Origin of the sequence: Candidatus Providencia siddallii, assembly GCF_964026685.1 — a bacterium.
Lineage (GTDB): Bacteria > Pseudomonadota > Gammaproteobacteria > Enterobacterales > Enterobacteriaceae > Providencia_A > Providencia_A siddallii_A.
The window spans coordinates 307,859-326,913 of record NZ_OZ034688.1 but is presented as its reverse complement, the minus strand read 5'-3'; the positions used below and the strand labels follow the sequence as shown (position 1 = coordinate 326,913).

Here is a 19,055-nt window from a genome sequence, read left to right as displayed (position 1 = left end):
TTAATAAACTTAATAATAAAACATACTAATTGATTATATTAAATATTTTTAATTTTTATTTTTAAAATAAAATAAATATTAAATATTTAAACATTTTAATATAATTATAACTGACTTGATTAAAAGGTATTAGTATGACTCAAAATAAGTTAAAAAAAGCTGTAGCTTGGGCTGCATTAAAATATATAAAACCAAATAGTATTGTTGGTGTAGGAACAGGTTCAACCACATCATATTTCATTGATGCATTAGCAACAATGAAAAATAAAATAAAAGGAGCTGTACCTAGTTCTATAAAAACTACTGAAAAACTAAAATCACTCGGAATATCTATAATTTATTGCAATGAAATAAACTCATTAGATATATACGTTGATAGTGCTGACGAAATAAACAATTACATGTATATGATAAAAGGTGGCGGGGCTGCGTTAACACAAGAAAAAATTATTTCTGCTATTGCAGAAAAATTTATTTGTATTGTAGATCAATCAAAGTACGTTAATGTTTTAGGAAAATTTCCATTACCAATTGAAGTTATCCCTATGGCATGTAATTACGTTGCTCGTGAATTAAAAAAATTAGGTGGAATACCAAAATTTCGTAAAAATGTCATAACTGATAATGGTAATCTAATTTTAGATGTGCATGACTTATATATTACTAATCCAATAAAATTAGAAAATTTAATAAATGGAATTGCTGGTGTAGTAACAGTTGGAATATTTGCAAAACGTAGTGCAGATATAGCTATAATAGGAACACCAGAAGGAATAAGAATAAATTACAGACAATAAAAAGATATTTATTAAAAATAAAAAACCAAAAAATATATTTTATTGTTTTTTTCATATTTTTTCTGGAGTAATTATTTCAGGTAATTGAACATCTAGTTCTGTCAAAAATAATTTTTTTACATACTGACAATTATGTGCAAGTCCAATTGGATAAAAATTTTTTTTTGACCAATTTTGTAAAATTTTATCATAAAAACCACCACCCATTCCTAATCTATTACATTTATTATCAAAAGCAACTAATGGAACAATTATAATATCTAAATATTTTATTGGTAATATTTTACATTTATTTAATTTAGGTTCATCAATATTAAAAATATTTTTTATTAACTTAGTTTTAGAATCAAAATACAAAAAGTCCAAATGATGAGGAATTAATTGATTAATAACAGGTAAAAAAATATTTTTACCATTTTTTAATAATTCATTAATTAATGGTCTAGTATTAATTTCACCATCAAATGAAAGATATAAAGCAATATTTTTAGACTTTATTATTTTAGGATGAAATAAAATAAATTTTATAATTTTTTCTGCAGATATTTTTTGTTCTTCAAAAGTTAATTTATGTCTAATATTTCTTATGAAATTCCTTACTATTTGTTTTTTACAAAACATAATAATTTATTTAACATATCTATAAATAATAAAAAACTATAAAACTATATTTTATATATTAAAATATACTATTTTAGTATATAAAAACATTATTAAAAATAAATAAATATATAAAATAATTATAATTTATAAAATTTATTGTTTTTTTGACGATTTTATTTTTTTTGCTTATACATAATATATTTAAAACAATTTTTTAATATTTTAATGAATATTAATATATAATTATAAAAAACTACATTAAAAATCTACTATCAGTAATTTTTACTTGAATTTGAAGTGCTTGTTCTATAGTATTTTGTAATATTTTTATTTTTTCTTCCATATTGTATACATATTCTCTAGTTTTTGTTTTTTCTTCTGTTAATTCATAACAAATATTTAATGCTACAATAAAAATAAGTTGTTCTATATTTGTCACACCACTTTTATCTTTTAAATTTTGCAAACGATTTTCGAGATCTTTAACTGATTGAATCAAAGCATCTTTTCGATCAATTGGACAATTAACACGTATTAAACGCCCAAATATCTTAACATCAACTGCTTGTACAGACATATTACTACCTCAATATATAAAATATATATCATGATACAATTTTATATTTTTATAATACATCACAATTAACAAATAAAATTATTTTTTTATTAAAATTTTTTAAAATATTTAATTATATTAATAAAATATAAAATAACTAATTTTAATATTATTTTTTACAAAAATATTTTTTATAAATCTATAGCAAACAACAAAGTTTTATAATTAAATTATATAAATATATTTTTATTAATTTTATAAAAAAAATACATTAATTATTTATATAATTACATAAAAATAAATACATAAAATATTAATTTTTTTTTAAAAAATAAACACTTTTATATAAATATATTTTTATAAATAATCATTAATCAACATCAAATATATATTATTTATATCAATAATATTAAATATGTTTTTATATATTAAAATTATTTTTTAATATGGCCCCTACTGGATTTGAACCAGTGACCAATCGATTATGAGTCGAGTGCTCTAACCTCTGAGCTAAGGGGCCAAAAATACTTTTTTATTAAAACATGATCATATTTAATTTTAATTATTTAAAATAATTAATTATCTTATTTTAAAAAAATTCTAATAAAAATAATATATTAAAAAAATTTTACATATATAATAATGATACAATTTAAATAATATATTTTCAAATAATTTTTAATATAAATATATATAATTTTATAAAATTATTAATTATTTTTTTAAAAAAATAATTAAAAATACAAAATTTAAAATTATAAAAATATAAGTTTTATTATAACTTACATTTTTATAAAATTATTTAATTACAATTGTTATAAAAATAATTATTTCATATTAATGTTTAATTTAAAAATTAAATAATAATGTAATAAAAAAATAAAATTATAAATTTTATTTAAAAAATATATTAACTAATCAATAATATAATATAAAATATCGTATTAAAATTTTTAATTAAAATAATATATTTATTTAATTAAATATTTAGTATATTTTGTTAAATTAAAAATAATTTATTGATATGGGAAATTATTAAATGGAATTATTTAAAAAACTTTTTTTTGATATTTTAGATCAAAATTATATCATTTTATATAATTCATCTTTAATATGGATGATTTATTTAATATTATTTATTATATTATTTATAGAAAATGGAATTTTACCTGCAGCTTTTTTACCAGGAGATAGTTTATTAATTTTAGTTGGTGTTTTAATTGCTAAAAATATATTAAATTACCCATTAACTATATTTATTTTAACTTTAGGAACAAGTTTAGGATGTTGGTTTGGATATATTCAAGGAAAATGGCTTAGTAATTCTAGGTTAATAAAAAAATGGTTTACAAATTTACCAAAAAATTATCATTATCGTGCATATAACTTATTATATAAACATGGATTATTATCTTTATTAATTGGCAAATTTTTACCGTTTATAAGAACTTTATTACCAATAATAGCAGGTTTTACAAAATTAAAACTCAAAAGTTTTCAAATATTTAATTTATTAAGTGGTTTTTTATGGGTATTAATTTTGACCTTTATTGGTTATAGTTTTTATAAAAGTCAATTATTTCAACAATATGAATATAGAATTACTAATATATTAATATTAATTCCAATAATATTATTAATTATTGGATTTTTAGGTAGTATTGCTTTTTTTATAAAAAAAAATATTTATTCAAAATAAAAAAATAGTTTTTTATTAAAAATGAATAGATTAATCCTATATTAATATATAATTAAAAAAAATAAAAATTTTAAAAAAAATATTAAAAATAATATATATAATATTTCTTAATTATTTAAAACAAACGAAAAATTTTTATCATATTTTTTTTAAAAAAGAAGTTGGCCTATAAGCCGGGTTCTGTTATAGACAACCATTTATCTAGATTAACTTTCACAAGTTAATTCAAGCAACCTACCCCGGTATATGCGGGTCACATTTATAATACCTATACTTGGTCTTGCTCCAAGTGGAGTTTACTATGCCATTATTGTTACCAATAATGCGGTATGCTCTTACCATACCTTTTCATCCTTACCTGTTCATTTTAAGTCATCGGCGGTTTATTTTCTGTAGCACTAGTCGAGGTTCACACCTCCCAGAAGTTATCTGGCACTATACCCTATGGAGCCCGGACTTTCCTCTGCTTTTAAAATATCAAAAACAGCGGTTGTCTAGCCAACTTCAAAATACAACAAAATTATTTATTATATTTTATCATAAAATCATATAAAATATTTTTTTTTAATTTATGAATTTTTTCAGTTATTGATGCAGCTTTTTTTGGAGATAATTCTTTTTGTAATAAATTTAATGTAAAAATAACATCATCAGATATATTTAAATTATTTTTAAGATCTTTATATCCTTCGATAACTAATACTATTTCACCACGTTTACGGATTTCATTTTCTTTTATCCATTCTAATAATTTTTTTGCTGGACGACCTTCAATATTTTCCCATGCTTTTGTTAATTCTCGTACTAAAACAATATAACGATCATCACCCCAAGTTTCAATAATATCTTCTAACGTATATAATAAACGATGAGTTGATTCATAAAAGATTAATGTACGACTTTCTTTTTCAAGTTTTTTTAAAATATTTTTACGTTTTTTAGTTTTTGTTGGTAAAAATCCTTGATAACAAAAACTAAAAGTAGGTAGACCAGATGATAAAAGTGCTGTGATAATTGCACAAGCACCTGGTAAAATAACAACTTTAATTCCTACTTTACGACAACTATTTATAAAATAAAAACCTGGATCATTAATTAATGGGGTGCCTGAATCAGAAACCAATGCTATACTATAACCATATTGAAGTTTTTTTATTAATTTAGGTGTTTTTTTTCGCTCATTATAATCATGCAACGAATATGTTTTTGTATTAATTTTAAAATGTTTAAGCAGAATTTTAGTTTTTCTAGTATCTTCAGATACTATAAGATCTACATATTTTAAAACATCTAAAGCGCGTTCAGTAATATCTTTTATATTACCTATAGGTGTTGGTACAACATAAATTGTATGTACATTGATTACATTATGTTTTTGTTGATCAATTAATTTCACTAGTAACCTAACTAAATAATTATACACATGAATATTTCAATTAATTTATTTTTAAAAAAAATAACTTACGTAATAATTATATTATTTATATTGATATTATCAGGATGTCAAAATATATCAAATAAATTAATTTTTTATAAAAAAAAAAACATATTTTATTATCAATCAATAATTAATATAAAAAAAAACAATAAAAATATTAATAAAACTTTTATTTATATTAAACAAAAATTTTTTATTAAAGAAATATTAAAAATATTAATGATACAACAAAATAAAATAAATATTTTTTATAACAATATTTTTGATAAATATTCTGAACTTCTTAATATATATAAAAATTACAAAGATAACTATATTTTATCAAAAATAAATTTAACAAACTGGAAAATATCTAATGTAATAGATTCTGACAAAAAAATATCAAACAAATATATAACTAAAATAGCATTTTTCTTACCTATAACCGGATCATTTAAAACTCACAGTAATGCTATAATACAAGGTTTTATAGATGCAAAAAAAATTTTTTTTAAAAAATTTTTAAATGATACACATTTATTTTATAATAAAAAACAAAATAAAGATGACGATATTATAAATGAAATTCTTAATGACATTTTTTTAAAAAGAACAACTGAAAAATCTAACATTAATAATAAGTTATCTTATTTAGAAAATATACAAAATAATAATACGGAAATTATTAAAATATTTGATACATCAAATAATAAAATATCGGATTTATTAGAACAAGCAAAAAATGAAAATTTTAATATTATAATTGGACCATTATTAAAAAAAAATGTAGAAACTATCACAAAAATTGAATCCTCAATGAAAATTATAGCATTAAATGAACTTAATGATGAAAATTTACAAAGCAAATCAAATATTTTTTATTTTTCATTATCACCAGAAAACGAAGCACAAAATGCAGCTATACATATAAGAGAAGAAGGTAAAAAAACACCATTAGTTCTAGTTCCATCAAATAAATTAGGTGAACGAATAATAAAAGCTTTTACTAAAGAATGGCAAAAAAAAAATAAAACAACTGTTTTTATGCAAACTTTTGGATCAATTTCTTCATTAAAAAGATTAATTAACAATGGTATTGGAATTAAATTAGTAGGTACACCTGTAATTATTGATAAATTTAATTTATTAAAAAATAAAAAAATAAATAAAAAAATTGATTCAGTATATATTTTTGCTAATTATAAAGAATTACTTTTTATTCATCCAATGATCAAAATGACAGTTAATTCAAAATTATGTCCTACTTTATATGCTAGTTCTCGAATTAATCAAAATAATTTAAATATAGACTATAATTTTGAAATGGAAAATTTACAATTTAATGAAATTCCAATGATCGCAAATATTAATAATAATAGTGCATATATACAAGCATTAAAAAAAGTAAATAATGACTATTTTTTATTACGTCTTTATGCTATGGGTGTAGATGCACGGTTATTAGTAAATAATTATGATAAACTTAAAAAAAATAATCAATTATATATTAATGGTGTTTCTGGATTATTAAACTTAACTAATAAATATGTTGTATATCGTAAATTATTATGGTTAAAATTTCAAAATGGTGAAAAAAAATTAATTAATTAATAAAAAATAAAATTATATACACAAAATATTAATTGATATATTTATATTTTAATATCAAAAAAATAAATAATTAAAATTAATATTTTAAAATAATATATATAATGAATTTAAAAATGTTTAATATTAAAAATATTAAATAATAAAAGATATTATTTAATATATCTTTTATTATTTAATATTTTTAAAAAAATTTATAATAAGTTATTATTTTAAATATAAAAAATTAATGAAATAAAATAATTTATTAATTCTAAAATATTTTAAAAAAATAAAATAAATTAAAAACATAAAAAATTTAAAACAAAATTAATAAAATAATATATTTTTATAAAAATATATTAATAAAAAAAATAAAAAACAAATTGTTTATATAAAATCAAGGAAAATAAAATGAGATTTTTTTTTATTTTTATAATATTACTTAATGTTTTTTTTACACAAAGTTGTGTTAGTACAGCAATAATTTGTTCTGCTGTTGTGGCAACAAAAAGTGTTGGAGATCCAAGAAGTATAATACAACAAGTAGATGATACTATTTTAGAAACACGCATAAATTTAGAATTAAATAAAAATAAGAATATTACTAAAAAATCTAGAATTATTGTTGTAGTATATAAAGGAAATGTTTTGTTAATAGGAGAATCACCATATTTACATTTATCTGAATATGTTAAACAAATAGTAACAAACGTAAAAGATACAAAAGAAGTTTATAACGAAATTCGTAATGGATATCCAATTAACATAACAACGATGCTAAATGATACATTAATTACAACAATAATAAAATCAAAAATATTAATTAGTAATGTTGTAAAATTAGGAAATATAAAAGTAATTACCGAAAACAGTGAAGTGTTTTTATTAGGAATTGTTACTAAACAAGAAGGAAATAATGTATCAAAATTAGTTAGTTCTATCAATGGAATATCTAAAGTTGTTACAGCTTTTAATTATTTAAATTAAATTTATAATATAATAAAAGTTAATATTTTTAATATATATTAAATCATTTCCAAAATTTTTTTTACTAATTTTGAAATTCCATTATTTATTTCAAAAATTGATTTAGTTAACATATAAGCAGGAGTTGTTACTATTAAATTATCTTCATCTACAATTATGTTATCAACTGCACATTCAATGTGAATAGCACCCATTTTTTTAATTTCAGATATTATTTTTTTATCATTCCCAATAGTTAATTTTATAGGTATATTTAATATTTTAGGAATAATCACTGGCGCTATACACATCAAACCTAATGGTTTTTTTAATTGATGCATATTTTTAATTATTTTTATTAAATTTTTATTAATTTTACATTTACTTCCATTTATTTCAAAATCACATAAATTTCTTATTATACCAAATCCACCTGGTATTATAAGACCATCTAAATTATTAGCGTCTATAGTTGATAAAGAAAATATTTCACCACGAGAAATACGAGCTGATTCTTCCATTTGATTTCTTTGTTGTTTTTTTTGTTTATTATTTGTATGATTTACAACAGTATTTTGTAATTCATCTAACGCAAAACAATATGATTTAGCTTTATTTGCATCTAAAGCTAATAATGTTAAAATAGATTCATGTATTTCACTTCCATCAAGGAACCCACATCCACTTAAAATAACAGCAATTTTTTTCATAAAATAACAATCCTAATTAAATATTAGAAAATTTACCTTTTTAAATGTGTTTAATGATAAAATCCTATGATAATTATAACATATAAAAAAGTATTTAAATAGCTTTTAAAATAATTTATTTAACTAACTAAATAAATTTGTTGCATATATAATTAATACTTGATATATATTATGTAAAATAAAAAACTGTATTGTTAAAATAAAATATTTGTATATTTCAAATGTCATTTTATTTATGTATTATACAAATAAATTATATATTTTAAATTATTAAAATCATTAAAAAAATAAAATTTATAATTAAAATATTTAATCAAAAAAATTTGACTAGTATAATTAAATAATTAAATTACTTAAAATAATTTTAACAAATTTATAAGAGGTTAACCAAAATAATTATGTCAAAAATAGGTATTTTCTTCGGAAGTGATACAGGAAATACAGAAAATATTGCAAATCTTATACAAGAAAGATTAGGCAAAAATATAGCTGAAGTTCATAATATCGCTAAATCTAATAAAGAAGATATAGAATCTTTTAATATTTTACTTTTCGGGATCCCAACTTGGTATTATGGTGAAGCTCAATGTGATTGGGATGATTTTTTTCCTGTTTTAGAACAAATTAACTTCGAAGGAAAAATTGTAGCTTTATTTGGTTGTGGCGATCAAGAAGATTATGCAGAATATTTTTGTGATGCAATGAGTATTATACGTGATATTATAGAACCACGTGGTGCAATAATTATTGGACATTGGCCAATTAAAGGATATACTTTTGAAGTATCAAAAAGTATGGCTGATGAAAATCATTTTATTGGTCTTGCTATTGATGAAGACAGACAACCAGAATTAACAGAAGAACGAATCGATAAATGGATAGAACAAATTTCAAAAGAAATACAATTAGAAAAAACTTAATAACAATTAAAAAATTTAAATTTAATAATTAAAAAAAATAAAAAATTATTAAGAACAACCTTTATGTTTTTATTGTTTTTTAAAATGATTAATATATAATTTAATTTTTTAATATTTAAAAAATTAAATTATATATTAATCATTGAAGTTTTTTTATTTTAATATAATTTATAATTTAAATATTTCTTTAAATTCTATTTGTTTTAAATTTTTTAAAAAATTTAAAACAAATAGAATTATATTAATGTATTATTATATTAATTTAAAAAAATGTATTTTTTAAAAAATAAAACAAAATAATAAAATTATTATATAAAATTATTTTTTACAATCAATATATTCTAATCCTTTCATATACGATCTTAATATATTTGGTATTTTAATCCGTCCATCATTTAATTGATAGTTTTCCATAATTGCTACCAAAGTACGCCCAACTGCTAAAGCTGAACCGTTTATAGTATGAACTAATTTAGTTTTTTTATTTTTTTCACTACGATATCTAGTTTTCATACGACGTGCTTGAAAATCCCACATATTAGAACATGATGAAATTTCACGATACATATTTTGAGCAGGAAGCCAAACTTCCAAATCATATGTTTTACAAGAACAAAAACCAGTATCACCAGCGCATAGTATCATTTTACGATATGGTAATTCTAAAAGTTTAAGAACTTTTTCTGCATGATTTGTTAAATCTTCCAATGCATCCATTGATTTTTTAGGATGAACTATTTGAACAAGTTCTATTTTATCAAATTGATGCATACGAATAAGCCCACGAGTATCTCTACCATAAGAGCCTGCTTCTGAACGAAAACAAGGCGTATGCGCAATCATTTTTAATGGAAGAATATTTTTATCTAATATTGAATTACTAACTAAATTAGTAAGTGGAACTTCTGCTGTTGGGATTAATGCATAACTATTTTTATTTTTTTCTTTTGTGGATTTTATATAAAATAAATCCTCTTCAAATTTTGATAATTGACCAGTACCATACAATGTATTTTGATTTACTAAATATGGAACATATATTTCTTGATATTTATGTTCTTCAGTATGAAGGTTTAACATAAACTGAATTAATGCGCGATGCATAAGAGCAATTTTATCTTTCATAACAATAAAACGAGAACCAGATAACTTTACCGCTGCATTAAAATCTAACCCACCAGTTAATTCACCGAGTGTAACATGATCTTTTACATTAAAGTTATATACATTAGGTTTACCATAACGTAATATTTCTACATTTTCTGAATTATTTTTACCATCAGGTACTTCATGATTAAGAATATTTGGTATATTTGATATAAATATATTAATTTCTTTTTTTAATTCAATTAGCTTTATTTTATTAATATTTAATTTTTTTCGTAATTCATATACTTCTAATCGTAATAATTCAATATTTTCTCCACGTATTTTTACATTACTAATAATTTTAGATCGACGATTACAATCTGCTTGTAATTTTTCTGTATCAACTTGTAAAGTTTTACGCAATTTTTCTAATTCACAAAATTTTTTTTTATCAAACGAAAAACCTCTTCTATCCAAATTTTTAATGACTATATCCAAATCTTTACGTAATAAAATTGGATCTATCATAACTTCTTCCTATTTTTTTTAAAATACTACTATAAATATCTTATGAAATAATTAATAAATTCATTTAAAAATAAAATTAATAAAGTATATAATGTATAAAAATCGTAATTTTAAATTTTAATTTATAATATAATTATGTAATAATTTTTCAATATTTTAATATTTTTATAAAATTATATTAATCTTATCATAAAATTTTAATATTTATTCTTATTTTAAACATTGGTTATCTATTGTAACACCTTTTGGAATTATAAATTTAAATTTATTTATATTAATTTTATGATTTTTTTGTTTTTTTATCTTATATACATTAACTTGTCCATCTTCTTCAATAATAGAGAAATTTTTAATTTTTCCATTATTTAAAATAGTAATTGAAAATTTTTTTGAATTTTCATTTTTTTGTTTTAATTTTAAATAAAAAGTATTATTATTTTTAGTAACAAAATAATTTTTCCATATTTTAAAACTATTATTAATAATTAATAAAAATGGGGTGTTATAAATTGCATCTGATAATTTTGTAATTGTTACTTGTTCAACAAGTGGATTATAAAACCATAAATTAATACCATCAGAAACTATATCACTTACATCTGGAAATGTAGTCTTTAATCTAAATAAATTTGGTCTTTTTAGTCATAAATAACCTGAGCTTTTTTGTATAATTTTACCTTCTTTATTTATAATATCCTGAGAAAAAGAAGCAGAAAAATTATTTATTATATTTAAACGTTTTTGAAGAATATAATTTGCATTATCAAAAGCTTTACAAAAATTATAATTAATTAATAATATACAAAAAAATATTTTTTTTATCATAATAACCTTTTAAAATATCTAATTATTAAAATTTTATATAAATTCTTAATAATTATTAATTAAGTAATCAAATTTACATTAAAATATAAAAAAACAAAACAAAAAAATAAAAATAAAATATTAAATTTTAATAAAATATTTATATTTTTATTTAAAATTATACTTAGATCTATTTTAAAAATAAAATAATTATATTTATTAATAAAATTTTTTATAATATAAAATTAAATTAATAATTTTATTATTTTTTTAAATTTTTTATTTAATTATATTTTGATTAATAAAATTAAAAACAAATAAATTTATAAAATTATTATATAATATTATAAATAAAATAATTGTATTATACTTATAATAAAAAAAAATAATAAAATCAAAATAATTTTTAACAAATCAAAATAAATCAATAAAATATTTATTAAAATATCACCAATAATACCACCATAATGAAAAGTTTTAAAATCATTAAAAATAAGTGATATTAAACCACAAGATGTAATAATAAATATTATAATATATACTAAAGTTTTAACCAAATAAAAAAAATCAATAAAACCATTTTTTTTTAATTTTTTATATATATTCAAAAAAATAAAAATCAATAAAGGTGAAAATGTAAATGCAATAATACCGAAAAAAGAAAAAAAAATATCAGCAACCCAAGCACCTAAACTTCCACATAAATTATTAACAATATCACTATTTGATGCTTGAGACCAACTTTTATCTGAACTATTAAAACTTAATAATGAAACTACAAAAAAAATTGAAATAATATAAATTAATGACAATATTAGAAATAAAAATGATTTTATACTAAAATTTTTTTTTACACTTTGCATTTTTTTATTTTTTTGATTATCATTATTATTAAAATAACAATTTTTTAAAATATATTTATATTTAAAAAAATATTTAAAAAATATAATTTTTTAAATATTTTAATAAAATAATGAGTTTATTATATAATATTTTATTTTTTATAAATAAAAGATACTTTTTACTAAAAATAATTAATATAAAAATCGCATTATATTAATTTAAGATAAATTAATAAAAAATAATTTTTATTAATTTATCTTAAATTAATTACATTATATAAAATCTAAATAAGTAAATAACAATTAAATATACTTTAAACATTTTATATGTTAAAAAAATATATAAAACAATTATATATAATATATGTAATTTTACCATATTATAAAATACATTTTAAAAATATAAATTAAAACGTTTTTAACTATATGAATTTTTTATATTATATTTTATAATTTATTTAAAAATAATTGTATTTCTAAAATTTAGAGGAATAAATGACAAAAGAAGATAATATTGAAATGCAAGGAACAGTTTTAAACACTTTACCAAATACAATGTTCCGTGTTGAATTGGAAAATGGTCATATGATTATTGCACATATTTCTGGAAAAATGCGAAAAAATTATATTAGAATTTTAACTGGAGATAAAGTAATAGTAGAATTAACTCCTTATGATTTAAGCAAAGGTAGAATTATTTTCCGTAATCGCTAAATTTAAATATATTTAATATATGATGATTACGTTATATACATAATCATCTTTATTAAATTAAAAATATATTATAATATAAAAATTGCTTTTATATTTTTAATTATTTTTAAAATAAAATGTATCAAAATATATTCATTTATGGCATATTATTTTAATAAATAAATATAAAAAACATATTTTTAATTACAAAATAATTTTTATTTTAAAATAAAAATTATTTTACTAAAATAGGTATAAATATGATAAACAATGAAATTGTAAAATTATTAAATAATCAATTAAATCTTGAATTTTATTCTGCAAATCTTTATTTACAAATGAGTGCATGGTGCAATTATAAAACATATGAAGGTTTTTCTGTTTTATTAAAAAAACATTCTGATGAAGAAATAGAACATATGAAAAAATTGTTCGATTATATATGTAAATCAGGTAATTTAGCAATAATTAACGAAATAAAAGCACCTCCAAATAATTTCAAATCTATAATAGATTTGTTTACACAAACATATGAACATGAAAAATTTATTACAAAAAATATTAATAATATTATTCATTCATCAATAACAATACAAGATTACACTACATTTAGCTTTTTACAATGGTATATTGTAGAACAACACGAAGAAGAAAATTTATTTAAAACAATACTTGATAAAATAAATTTAATAGATAAATATTCAAACGGGTTATTAATATTAGATAATAATATAAAAAAAGATTATTTAAAACAATAAATATGTAAAGTTTAATAAAAATTAGTAAATATTTTAAAATAAAAAATAAAATAATTAGATTATAAAAATAATAATTCATTATATTATAACAATAATTATTTTATTGATATGAATCGTTTATTATTAATTTTTAACAATATTAAAATATAAAAATATATTTTAAATTTTGTAATTTTAATATTATTTTAGCTATTTTATTTAAAGGATAAAAATAATAAGAATTATTTTATTTTTATTTATAAATTTATTTATTATTATTACGTTTGGATTGATGTTGAATTTAATTGGTATTGAAGAAAATAATATTCGAAGATTACTATTTTTATCTTTTTTATTTGGATTTACTGGTTCTTTTGTTTCATTATTATATCAAAATAGGTTGCGCTAAAATCTGTTAATGGTAAAATTATTAAAAAACCATATAATAAAATAGAATATTGGTTACTTAAAATAATTACAAAACAATTAAAAATTGCCGTGCCGCAAATTTCTATATATCCATCATTTAATATGAATGCATTCACAACTGGATATAATCGTAATTCATCGTTAATAGCTATAAGTAATGATTTATTAAATAATATGAATACTGATGAAATAGAAGCAGTTATAGCTCACGAAATTGGTCATATTACAAATGGCGATATGGTAACAATGACTATGTTACAAGGTATTCTTAATACATTTGTTATTTTTATTTCTAAATTTTTTGCGCAATTTATTTCAAAATTTATATTTAATAATAAATATAAATATAATCATATTATTTATTATATTAGTTCAACAATACTAGAAAATATTTTTGGAATTTTAGCAAGTATTATTATAATGTGGTTTTCTAGAAAACGAGAATTTTATGCAGATGCATATTCAGCAAAATTAGTTAGTAAAGAAAAAATGATTTCAGCATTAAAAAAATTAAAAATTAGTTATGAATCAAACGAAAAAAATTTCTTAATCACATTTTGTATTAATGGATATAAAAAAAATACAAAAAACTTATTTTTATCTCATCCATCATTAAACGATCGTATTAAAGCTCTTTATTTAAACAAATATTCTAACAACATTTAAAATATTTTTTTTAAAATTGTCTTAAATGTTATTTATTTAAAAAATATTTTAATAAAAATATTTTTAATAATTTTAAAAAATTTTATTAAAATTATTTTTTATAGAATAATTATAAATATTTTTAATAAATAAAAAATTAACTTAATATTCTTTTTTAAAAAAAATTTATATTATTTTTATTTTATATAATTTTAAATTACTTTGAAAAATCAAATTCAACCCATATCGGTGCATGATCAGATGGTCTATCAATATTACGTATTTCATAATCTATTCCAACTTCAATACAATATTTTATTAAATTTTTAGAAGATAATATTAAATCGATACGCAATCCACAATTTCTTTGAAAAGCTTTTGAACGATAATCAAACCAAGAAAAAGAATCATTTACATTAGGATTTTTTACACGATAAATATCAATTAAATTACACCCATTTAATAATTTTGTTAACCATTCACGTTCTTCAGGTAAAAATGAACACTTACCTTTTTTTATCCAACGATTTTGATTAATTTTTCCTATTCCTATATCTAAATCAGTATGACTAACATTCATATCTCCAACAATTAATAATTGTATATCAGTTTTTTGTAAAGACACTACATAATCATATAATTTTTTATAAAAAATTTTTTTTAAAAAAAATTTTTTTTCATTAGAACGATTTTCACCTTGAGGAAAATAAGCATTAATGATAATAAATATTTTTTGACAAATATAAGTAGTTAACGTAATTAATCTACACTGTCCATTTTCTTTATCAAAAGAAAAATCTTTCTTAATTAAAAAAGGTTTTTCTTTTGATAAAAATGCAACACCATAATATGCTTTTTGCCCATGACAAAAAGCATGATAACCTAATTTATTTATTTCATAAAACGGAAAATGATCATTTTGAACCTTTATTTCCTGTAAAGCTATTATATCTGGATTATGTTTTACAATAATAGCCTTTATTTGATGTAAATGAGCTCGTAATCCATTAATGTTAAAAGAAATAATTTTCATAAATTTAGTAATATAATTAAAATAATTTTATATAAAAATAAAATTATATTTAATATTATATTTATATATATAATATTTAATTTTACATAAAATTATATTAAATAACAATTACACTGTTATATTTTTAATATAAATTCATATATATTATGAATGTAATATATATGAATAAAAATATAAAATTAATTAATATAATTATTAATAAACACCCTTTATAAGGGTGTTTATGTTATTAATATTAAATTAAAAAATCATCTAAAGTTTTACCTTCATCTTCAATTGCAATTTTTATTATTGCTGGAGTTCTACCTTGTCCTGTCCATGTTTTAAGTTCTCCATTTTCATCAATATATTTATATTTAGCAGGACGAGTAATACGTTTACTTTTTGTATTTATCACAACACCAACATTATTAATAGAATCCATAGTTTGTAATAGATCGTTTAAATTTATTCCTTGTTCTAAAATCATTTTTCGAACTTTTTCCAATTTACGATTACGTTCTTCTAATTCAACACGAGCTTGATTTTCTTCATATCGACGTTCTTCGACTACTACAGTTAATTTTTCTAACATTTCTTCTAAAGATTCTAAAGTAACTTCGCGAGATTGTGCACGAAGAGTACGTATATTATTTAATGCTTTTAATGATTCGCTCATTTTTTTTATCTCAATTATTTGTTAAAAGATATATATTAATAAAAAATTTGCAATATATAATTTACTTTAACAGTTTAAAAGTAAATTTTAACTAATGCAATTTTTTTACAAAAGAAAAGATATTTCTTTATTTTAATTGTTAAATAATTATATAAAATTTAATATCTATTTATATTTTATAGTTAATAATATAAAAATAACTATTTTATTTTATTATAAAATAAATATCACTTGATTTAAATTACTACAAATAATTTTTAAATATAAAATAATTTTTTAAAAAAATAAAAAAACATAACTTTTAATTTAATTAACAAATTAAAAATTAATTATATATTAAAAAAATAATTATAATTATATATTATAATTATTTTTTTAATATATAAAAACTATATTCAATAATAAAACATTAATTATTAATATATATTAAATTCATAACAAATATATATTTATAATAATTTGTTTAAATAAATCATTTATATTCTTATATATAAATTTATAATAACGGGCTAAAAAAATAACAAAAACGCTCTATAATATGATGCCATAATGGTCGTTTATTCCATTTCTTTACATCTAAACGTGTTGAACGCAACATATAATTATACTGAATTAATATTAAATCATTACTAAAACTTTTATCATCAATTACAATTGTAATTTCAAAATTTAATAATAAACTACGTATATCAAGATTAACAGAACCAATTAAACTTAATTGTCCATCAACCAAAACACTTTTAGTATGCAATAACCCTTTTTCAAATTGATAAATTTTTACACCAACTTCCAATAATTCAGTATAAAATGCTCTACTTGCCCAACTAACAAGAAAAGAATCATTTTTTCGTGGTATAATGATGATAACATCAACACCACGCATTGCAGCAATACGAATTGCATGAAGTAAAACATCACTAGGTACAAAATATGGAGTAGTCATAATTAACTGTTTACGAGCAGAAAATATAGCAGTAATTAGTGATTGTTGAATTAATTCATTTTGAAAACCTGGTCCAGAGGCAATTATTTGTGTAATATATCCTTCTTTTTGTTTAAAAGGTGTAATATTAAAATCTGGTTGAGGTGGTAAAAGACGTTGTCCAGTTTCCATTTCCCAATCAAAAGCATAAACTATTCCTAATATTGCAGTAACTGGCCCTTCCATTCTAACTAAAATATCAATACATTCATCAATATTAAGTTTTTTCTTAAAAAAATCATGATCTACCATATTCATACTACCAGTATAAGAAATACAATTATCAATTATAATAATTTTTCGATGTTGACGTAAATCCATACGTCGTAAAAAAAAACGCATTAAATTAACTTTTAATGATTCAACAAATTCAATACCAGCTTCACGCATTTTATTATGAACATCTCCATGAAAAAAATTCCAACTACCAATAGAATCCACCATAATTCTACATTTTACTCCTCGCTTAACAGCGTTTATCGATGCTTCAATAACACTGTTTACTAATCCACCTGGCTTTAAAATATAAAAAACCATTTCAATAGAACTTCTAGAATTATTAATATCAGTTACAATAGCTTTAATTGAATCTTTACAAGTAGTTAAAAGTTGAATTTTATTACCTTTTACTCCAGCAATCCCTTGAGATTTTTCACATAATTGAAATAATGGTTTAGCAACAGAACTATTATCAGTAGCAAAAATACATTTTAAATTACGTAATTTTTCCATCCATAATATCAATGAAGGTAATATTTTACGAACATTATCAATACGACGTTTACCAAGATGAAGTTCACCAAAAGTAATATAAGCTGTAATACCAATTAAAGGCAAAATATAAATAATCAATAGCCAAGCTACAGTTGAAGTAACTGGTTTTCTTTTAACTAAAATACGAATAGTAATTGTAGATATAAATAACCAATAAAAGAAAAAAAAAATCCAACTTATAAATGTATATAGTTTTTCCATTAAATAATTACATACCTCACTTAAACATGTGATATAATAAATAATATGAAATATACATTATATTAAATTTATATATTGTTACTATTTATATCATAAACAATGTTATCATATTTTGTTAACAAAACTATATAATTTTAAATTATATCAATATATTATCTAAATATATTAATTATCCATATTGTATAAAATATATTATTAACATATATTTATATTACTAATATTATTAAAATCATTTTTTTTAAAAAATATATTTTTTTATCTTTAATTATTTTAATAAATTATATTCTTAAATATAATTTATTAAAATAATTAAAGATAAAAAAATATTTTTTATTATTTTATATTGTATTATATATATATTTATCAAATGTTTTTATTAAAA

The 19,055-nt window shown here is 18.8% G+C and carries 17 protein-coding genes, 1 tRNA gene, 1 other RNA gene and 1 pseudogene; 8 read left to right on the top strand and 12 right to left on the bottom strand.

Translation table 4 applies throughout. The features are described 5' to 3' along the window. Nucleotides 1–134: 134 nt before the first annotated feature. On the top strand, nucleotides 135–797 hold the full coding sequence (rpiA, locus tag AAGD61_RS01420) for a ribose-5-phosphate isomerase RpiA (protein ID WP_341765248.1): 663 nt from the start codon (nucleotides 135–137) through the stop codon (nucleotides 795–797). 39 nt (nucleotides 798–836) lie between these two features. Here the strand turns inward: rpiA and AAGD61_RS01415 are convergent, their stop codons facing one another. The 3 genes from AAGD61_RS01415 to AAGD61_RS01405 form a co-directional block, all read right to left on the bottom strand. After that, the gene (locus AAGD61_RS01415) at nucleotides 837–1,418 is read right to left on the bottom strand and encodes a 5-formyltetrahydrofolate cyclo-ligase (RefSeq protein WP_341765247.1); all 582 of its coding nucleotides are present in this window, start codon (nucleotides 1,416–1,418) and stop codon (nucleotides 837–839) included. A 235-nt stretch (nucleotides 1,419–1,653) separates the two neighbouring features. After that, complete coding sequence (zapA, locus tag AAGD61_RS01410) at nucleotides 1,654–1,977, bottom strand: cell division protein ZapA (protein ID WP_341765246.1); 324 nt, start codon at nucleotides 1,975–1,977, stop codon at nucleotides 1,654–1,656. 426 nt (nucleotides 1,978–2,403) lie between these two features. After that, nucleotides 2,404–2,476, bottom strand: a tRNA-Ile gene (locus AAGD61_RS01405). A 519-nt stretch (nucleotides 2,477–2,995) separates the two neighbouring features. Here AAGD61_RS01405 and AAGD61_RS01400 point away from each other — a divergent pair. After that, the gene (locus tag AAGD61_RS01400) at nucleotides 2,996–3,655 is read left to right on the top strand and encodes a DedA family protein (RefSeq protein ID WP_341765245.1); all 660 of its coding nucleotides are present in this window, start codon (nucleotides 2,996–2,998) and stop codon (nucleotides 3,653–3,655) included. 153 nt (nucleotides 3,656–3,808) lie between these two features. Here AAGD61_RS01400 and rnpB read toward each other — a convergent pair. Continuing rightward, nucleotides 3,809–4,161, bottom strand: an RNA gene (rnpB, locus tag AAGD61_RS01395) — RNase P RNA component class A. A gap of 14 nt (nucleotides 4,162–4,175) precedes the next feature. Beyond that, nucleotides 4,176–5,042 (bottom strand): 16S rRNA (cytidine(1402)-2'-O)-methyltransferase, encoded by an 867-nt coding sequence (rsmI, locus tag AAGD61_RS01390; protein ID WP_341765295.1) that lies wholly within the window; start codon nucleotides 5,040–5,042, stop codon nucleotides 4,176–4,178. A 270-nt stretch (nucleotides 5,043–5,312) separates the two neighbouring features. Here rsmI and AAGD61_RS01385 point away from each other — a divergent pair, with 270 nt between their 5' ends. Continuing rightward, nucleotides 5,313–6,683: a penicillin-binding protein activator gene (locus tag AAGD61_RS01385; protein WP_341765244.1), complete on the top strand. Its 1,371-nt coding sequence runs from the start codon at nucleotides 5,313–5,315 to the stop codon at nucleotides 6,681–6,683. A 390-nt stretch (nucleotides 6,684–7,073) separates the two neighbouring features. After that, a complete protein-coding gene (dolP, locus tag AAGD61_RS01380) occupies nucleotides 7,074–7,649 on the top strand; it encodes a division/outer membrane stress-associated lipid-binding lipoprotein (protein WP_341765243.1) in 576 nt (191 codons plus the stop codon). A 38-nt stretch (nucleotides 7,650–7,687) separates the two neighbouring features. On the opposite strand, the gene elbB is transcribed toward dolP, so the two are convergent. Next, on the bottom strand, nucleotides 7,688–8,338 hold the full coding sequence (gene elbB / locus AAGD61_RS01375; RefSeq protein WP_341765242.1) for an isoprenoid biosynthesis glyoxalase ElbB: 651 nt from the start codon (nucleotides 8,336–8,338) through the stop codon (nucleotides 7,688–7,690). A 398-nt stretch (nucleotides 8,339–8,736) separates the two neighbouring features. On the opposite strand from elbB, the gene fldA reads away from it, so the two are divergent. After that, entirely contained in the window at nucleotides 8,737–9,258 is a 522-nt protein-coding gene (gene fldA / locus AAGD61_RS01370; protein ID WP_341765241.1) for a flavodoxin FldA, read from the top strand. Nucleotides 9,259–9,576: 318 nt separating this feature from the next. Here the strand turns inward: fldA and serS are convergent, their stop codons facing one another. From serS to AAGD61_RS01355, 3 genes are all read right to left on the bottom strand, one after another. Then, nucleotides 9,577–10,875 (bottom strand): serine--tRNA ligase, encoded by a 1,299-nt coding sequence (serS, locus tag AAGD61_RS01365; protein WP_341765240.1) that lies wholly within the window; start codon nucleotides 10,873–10,875, stop codon nucleotides 9,577–9,579. Between the two features lie 210 nt (nucleotides 10,876–11,085). Beyond that, on the bottom strand, nucleotides 11,086–11,700 hold the full coding sequence (gene lolA / locus AAGD61_RS01360) for an outer membrane lipoprotein chaperone LolA (RefSeq protein WP_341765239.1): 615 nt from the start codon (nucleotides 11,698–11,700) through the stop codon (nucleotides 11,086–11,088). Between the two features lie 323 nt (nucleotides 11,701–12,023). After that, on the bottom strand, nucleotides 12,024–12,542 hold the full coding sequence (locus AAGD61_RS01355; protein ID WP_341765238.1) for a DNA translocase FtsK 4TM domain-containing protein: 519 nt from the start codon (nucleotides 12,540–12,542) through the stop codon (nucleotides 12,024–12,026). Nucleotides 12,543–13,016: 474 nt separating this feature from the next. Here AAGD61_RS01355 and infA point away from each other — a divergent pair, with 474 nt between their 5' ends. The 3 genes and pseudogenes from infA (at nucleotide 13,017) to htpX (ending at nucleotide 15,046) form a co-directional block, all read left to right on the top strand. Continuing rightward, nucleotides 13,017–13,235 (top strand): translation initiation factor IF-1, encoded by a 219-nt coding sequence (gene infA / locus AAGD61_RS01350; protein ID WP_341765237.1) that lies wholly within the window; start codon nucleotides 13,017–13,019, stop codon nucleotides 13,233–13,235. A gap of 239 nt (nucleotides 13,236–13,474) precedes the next feature. Then, on the top strand, nucleotides 13,475–13,972 hold the full coding sequence (gene ftnA / locus AAGD61_RS01345) for a non-heme ferritin (RefSeq protein ID WP_341765236.1): 498 nt from the start codon (nucleotides 13,475–13,477) through the stop codon (nucleotides 13,970–13,972). A gap of 211 nt (nucleotides 13,973–14,183) precedes the next feature. After that, nucleotides 14,184–15,046 (top strand): annotated as a pseudogene (gene htpX, locus AAGD61_RS01340) (protease HtpX). Nucleotides 15,047–15,242: 196 nt separating this feature from the next. Here the strand turns inward: htpX and xthA are convergent. The 3 genes from xthA to cls form a co-directional block, all read right to left on the bottom strand. Beyond that, nucleotides 15,243–16,058 (bottom strand): exodeoxyribonuclease III, encoded by an 816-nt coding sequence (gene xthA / locus AAGD61_RS01335; protein WP_341765235.1) that lies wholly within the window; start codon nucleotides 16,056–16,058, stop codon nucleotides 15,243–15,245. A 235-nt stretch (nucleotides 16,059–16,293) separates the two neighbouring features. Next, on the bottom strand, nucleotides 16,294–16,716 hold the full coding sequence (locus tag AAGD61_RS01330; RefSeq protein WP_341765234.1) for an H-NS family nucleoid-associated regulatory protein: 423 nt from the start codon (nucleotides 16,714–16,716) through the stop codon (nucleotides 16,294–16,296). Between the two features lie 496 nt (nucleotides 16,717–17,212). After that, complete coding sequence (gene cls, locus AAGD61_RS01325) at nucleotides 17,213–18,673, bottom strand: cardiolipin synthase (RefSeq protein WP_341765233.1); 1,461 nt, start codon at nucleotides 18,671–18,673, stop codon at nucleotides 17,213–17,215. Nucleotides 18,674–19,055 lie beyond the last annotated feature (382 nt).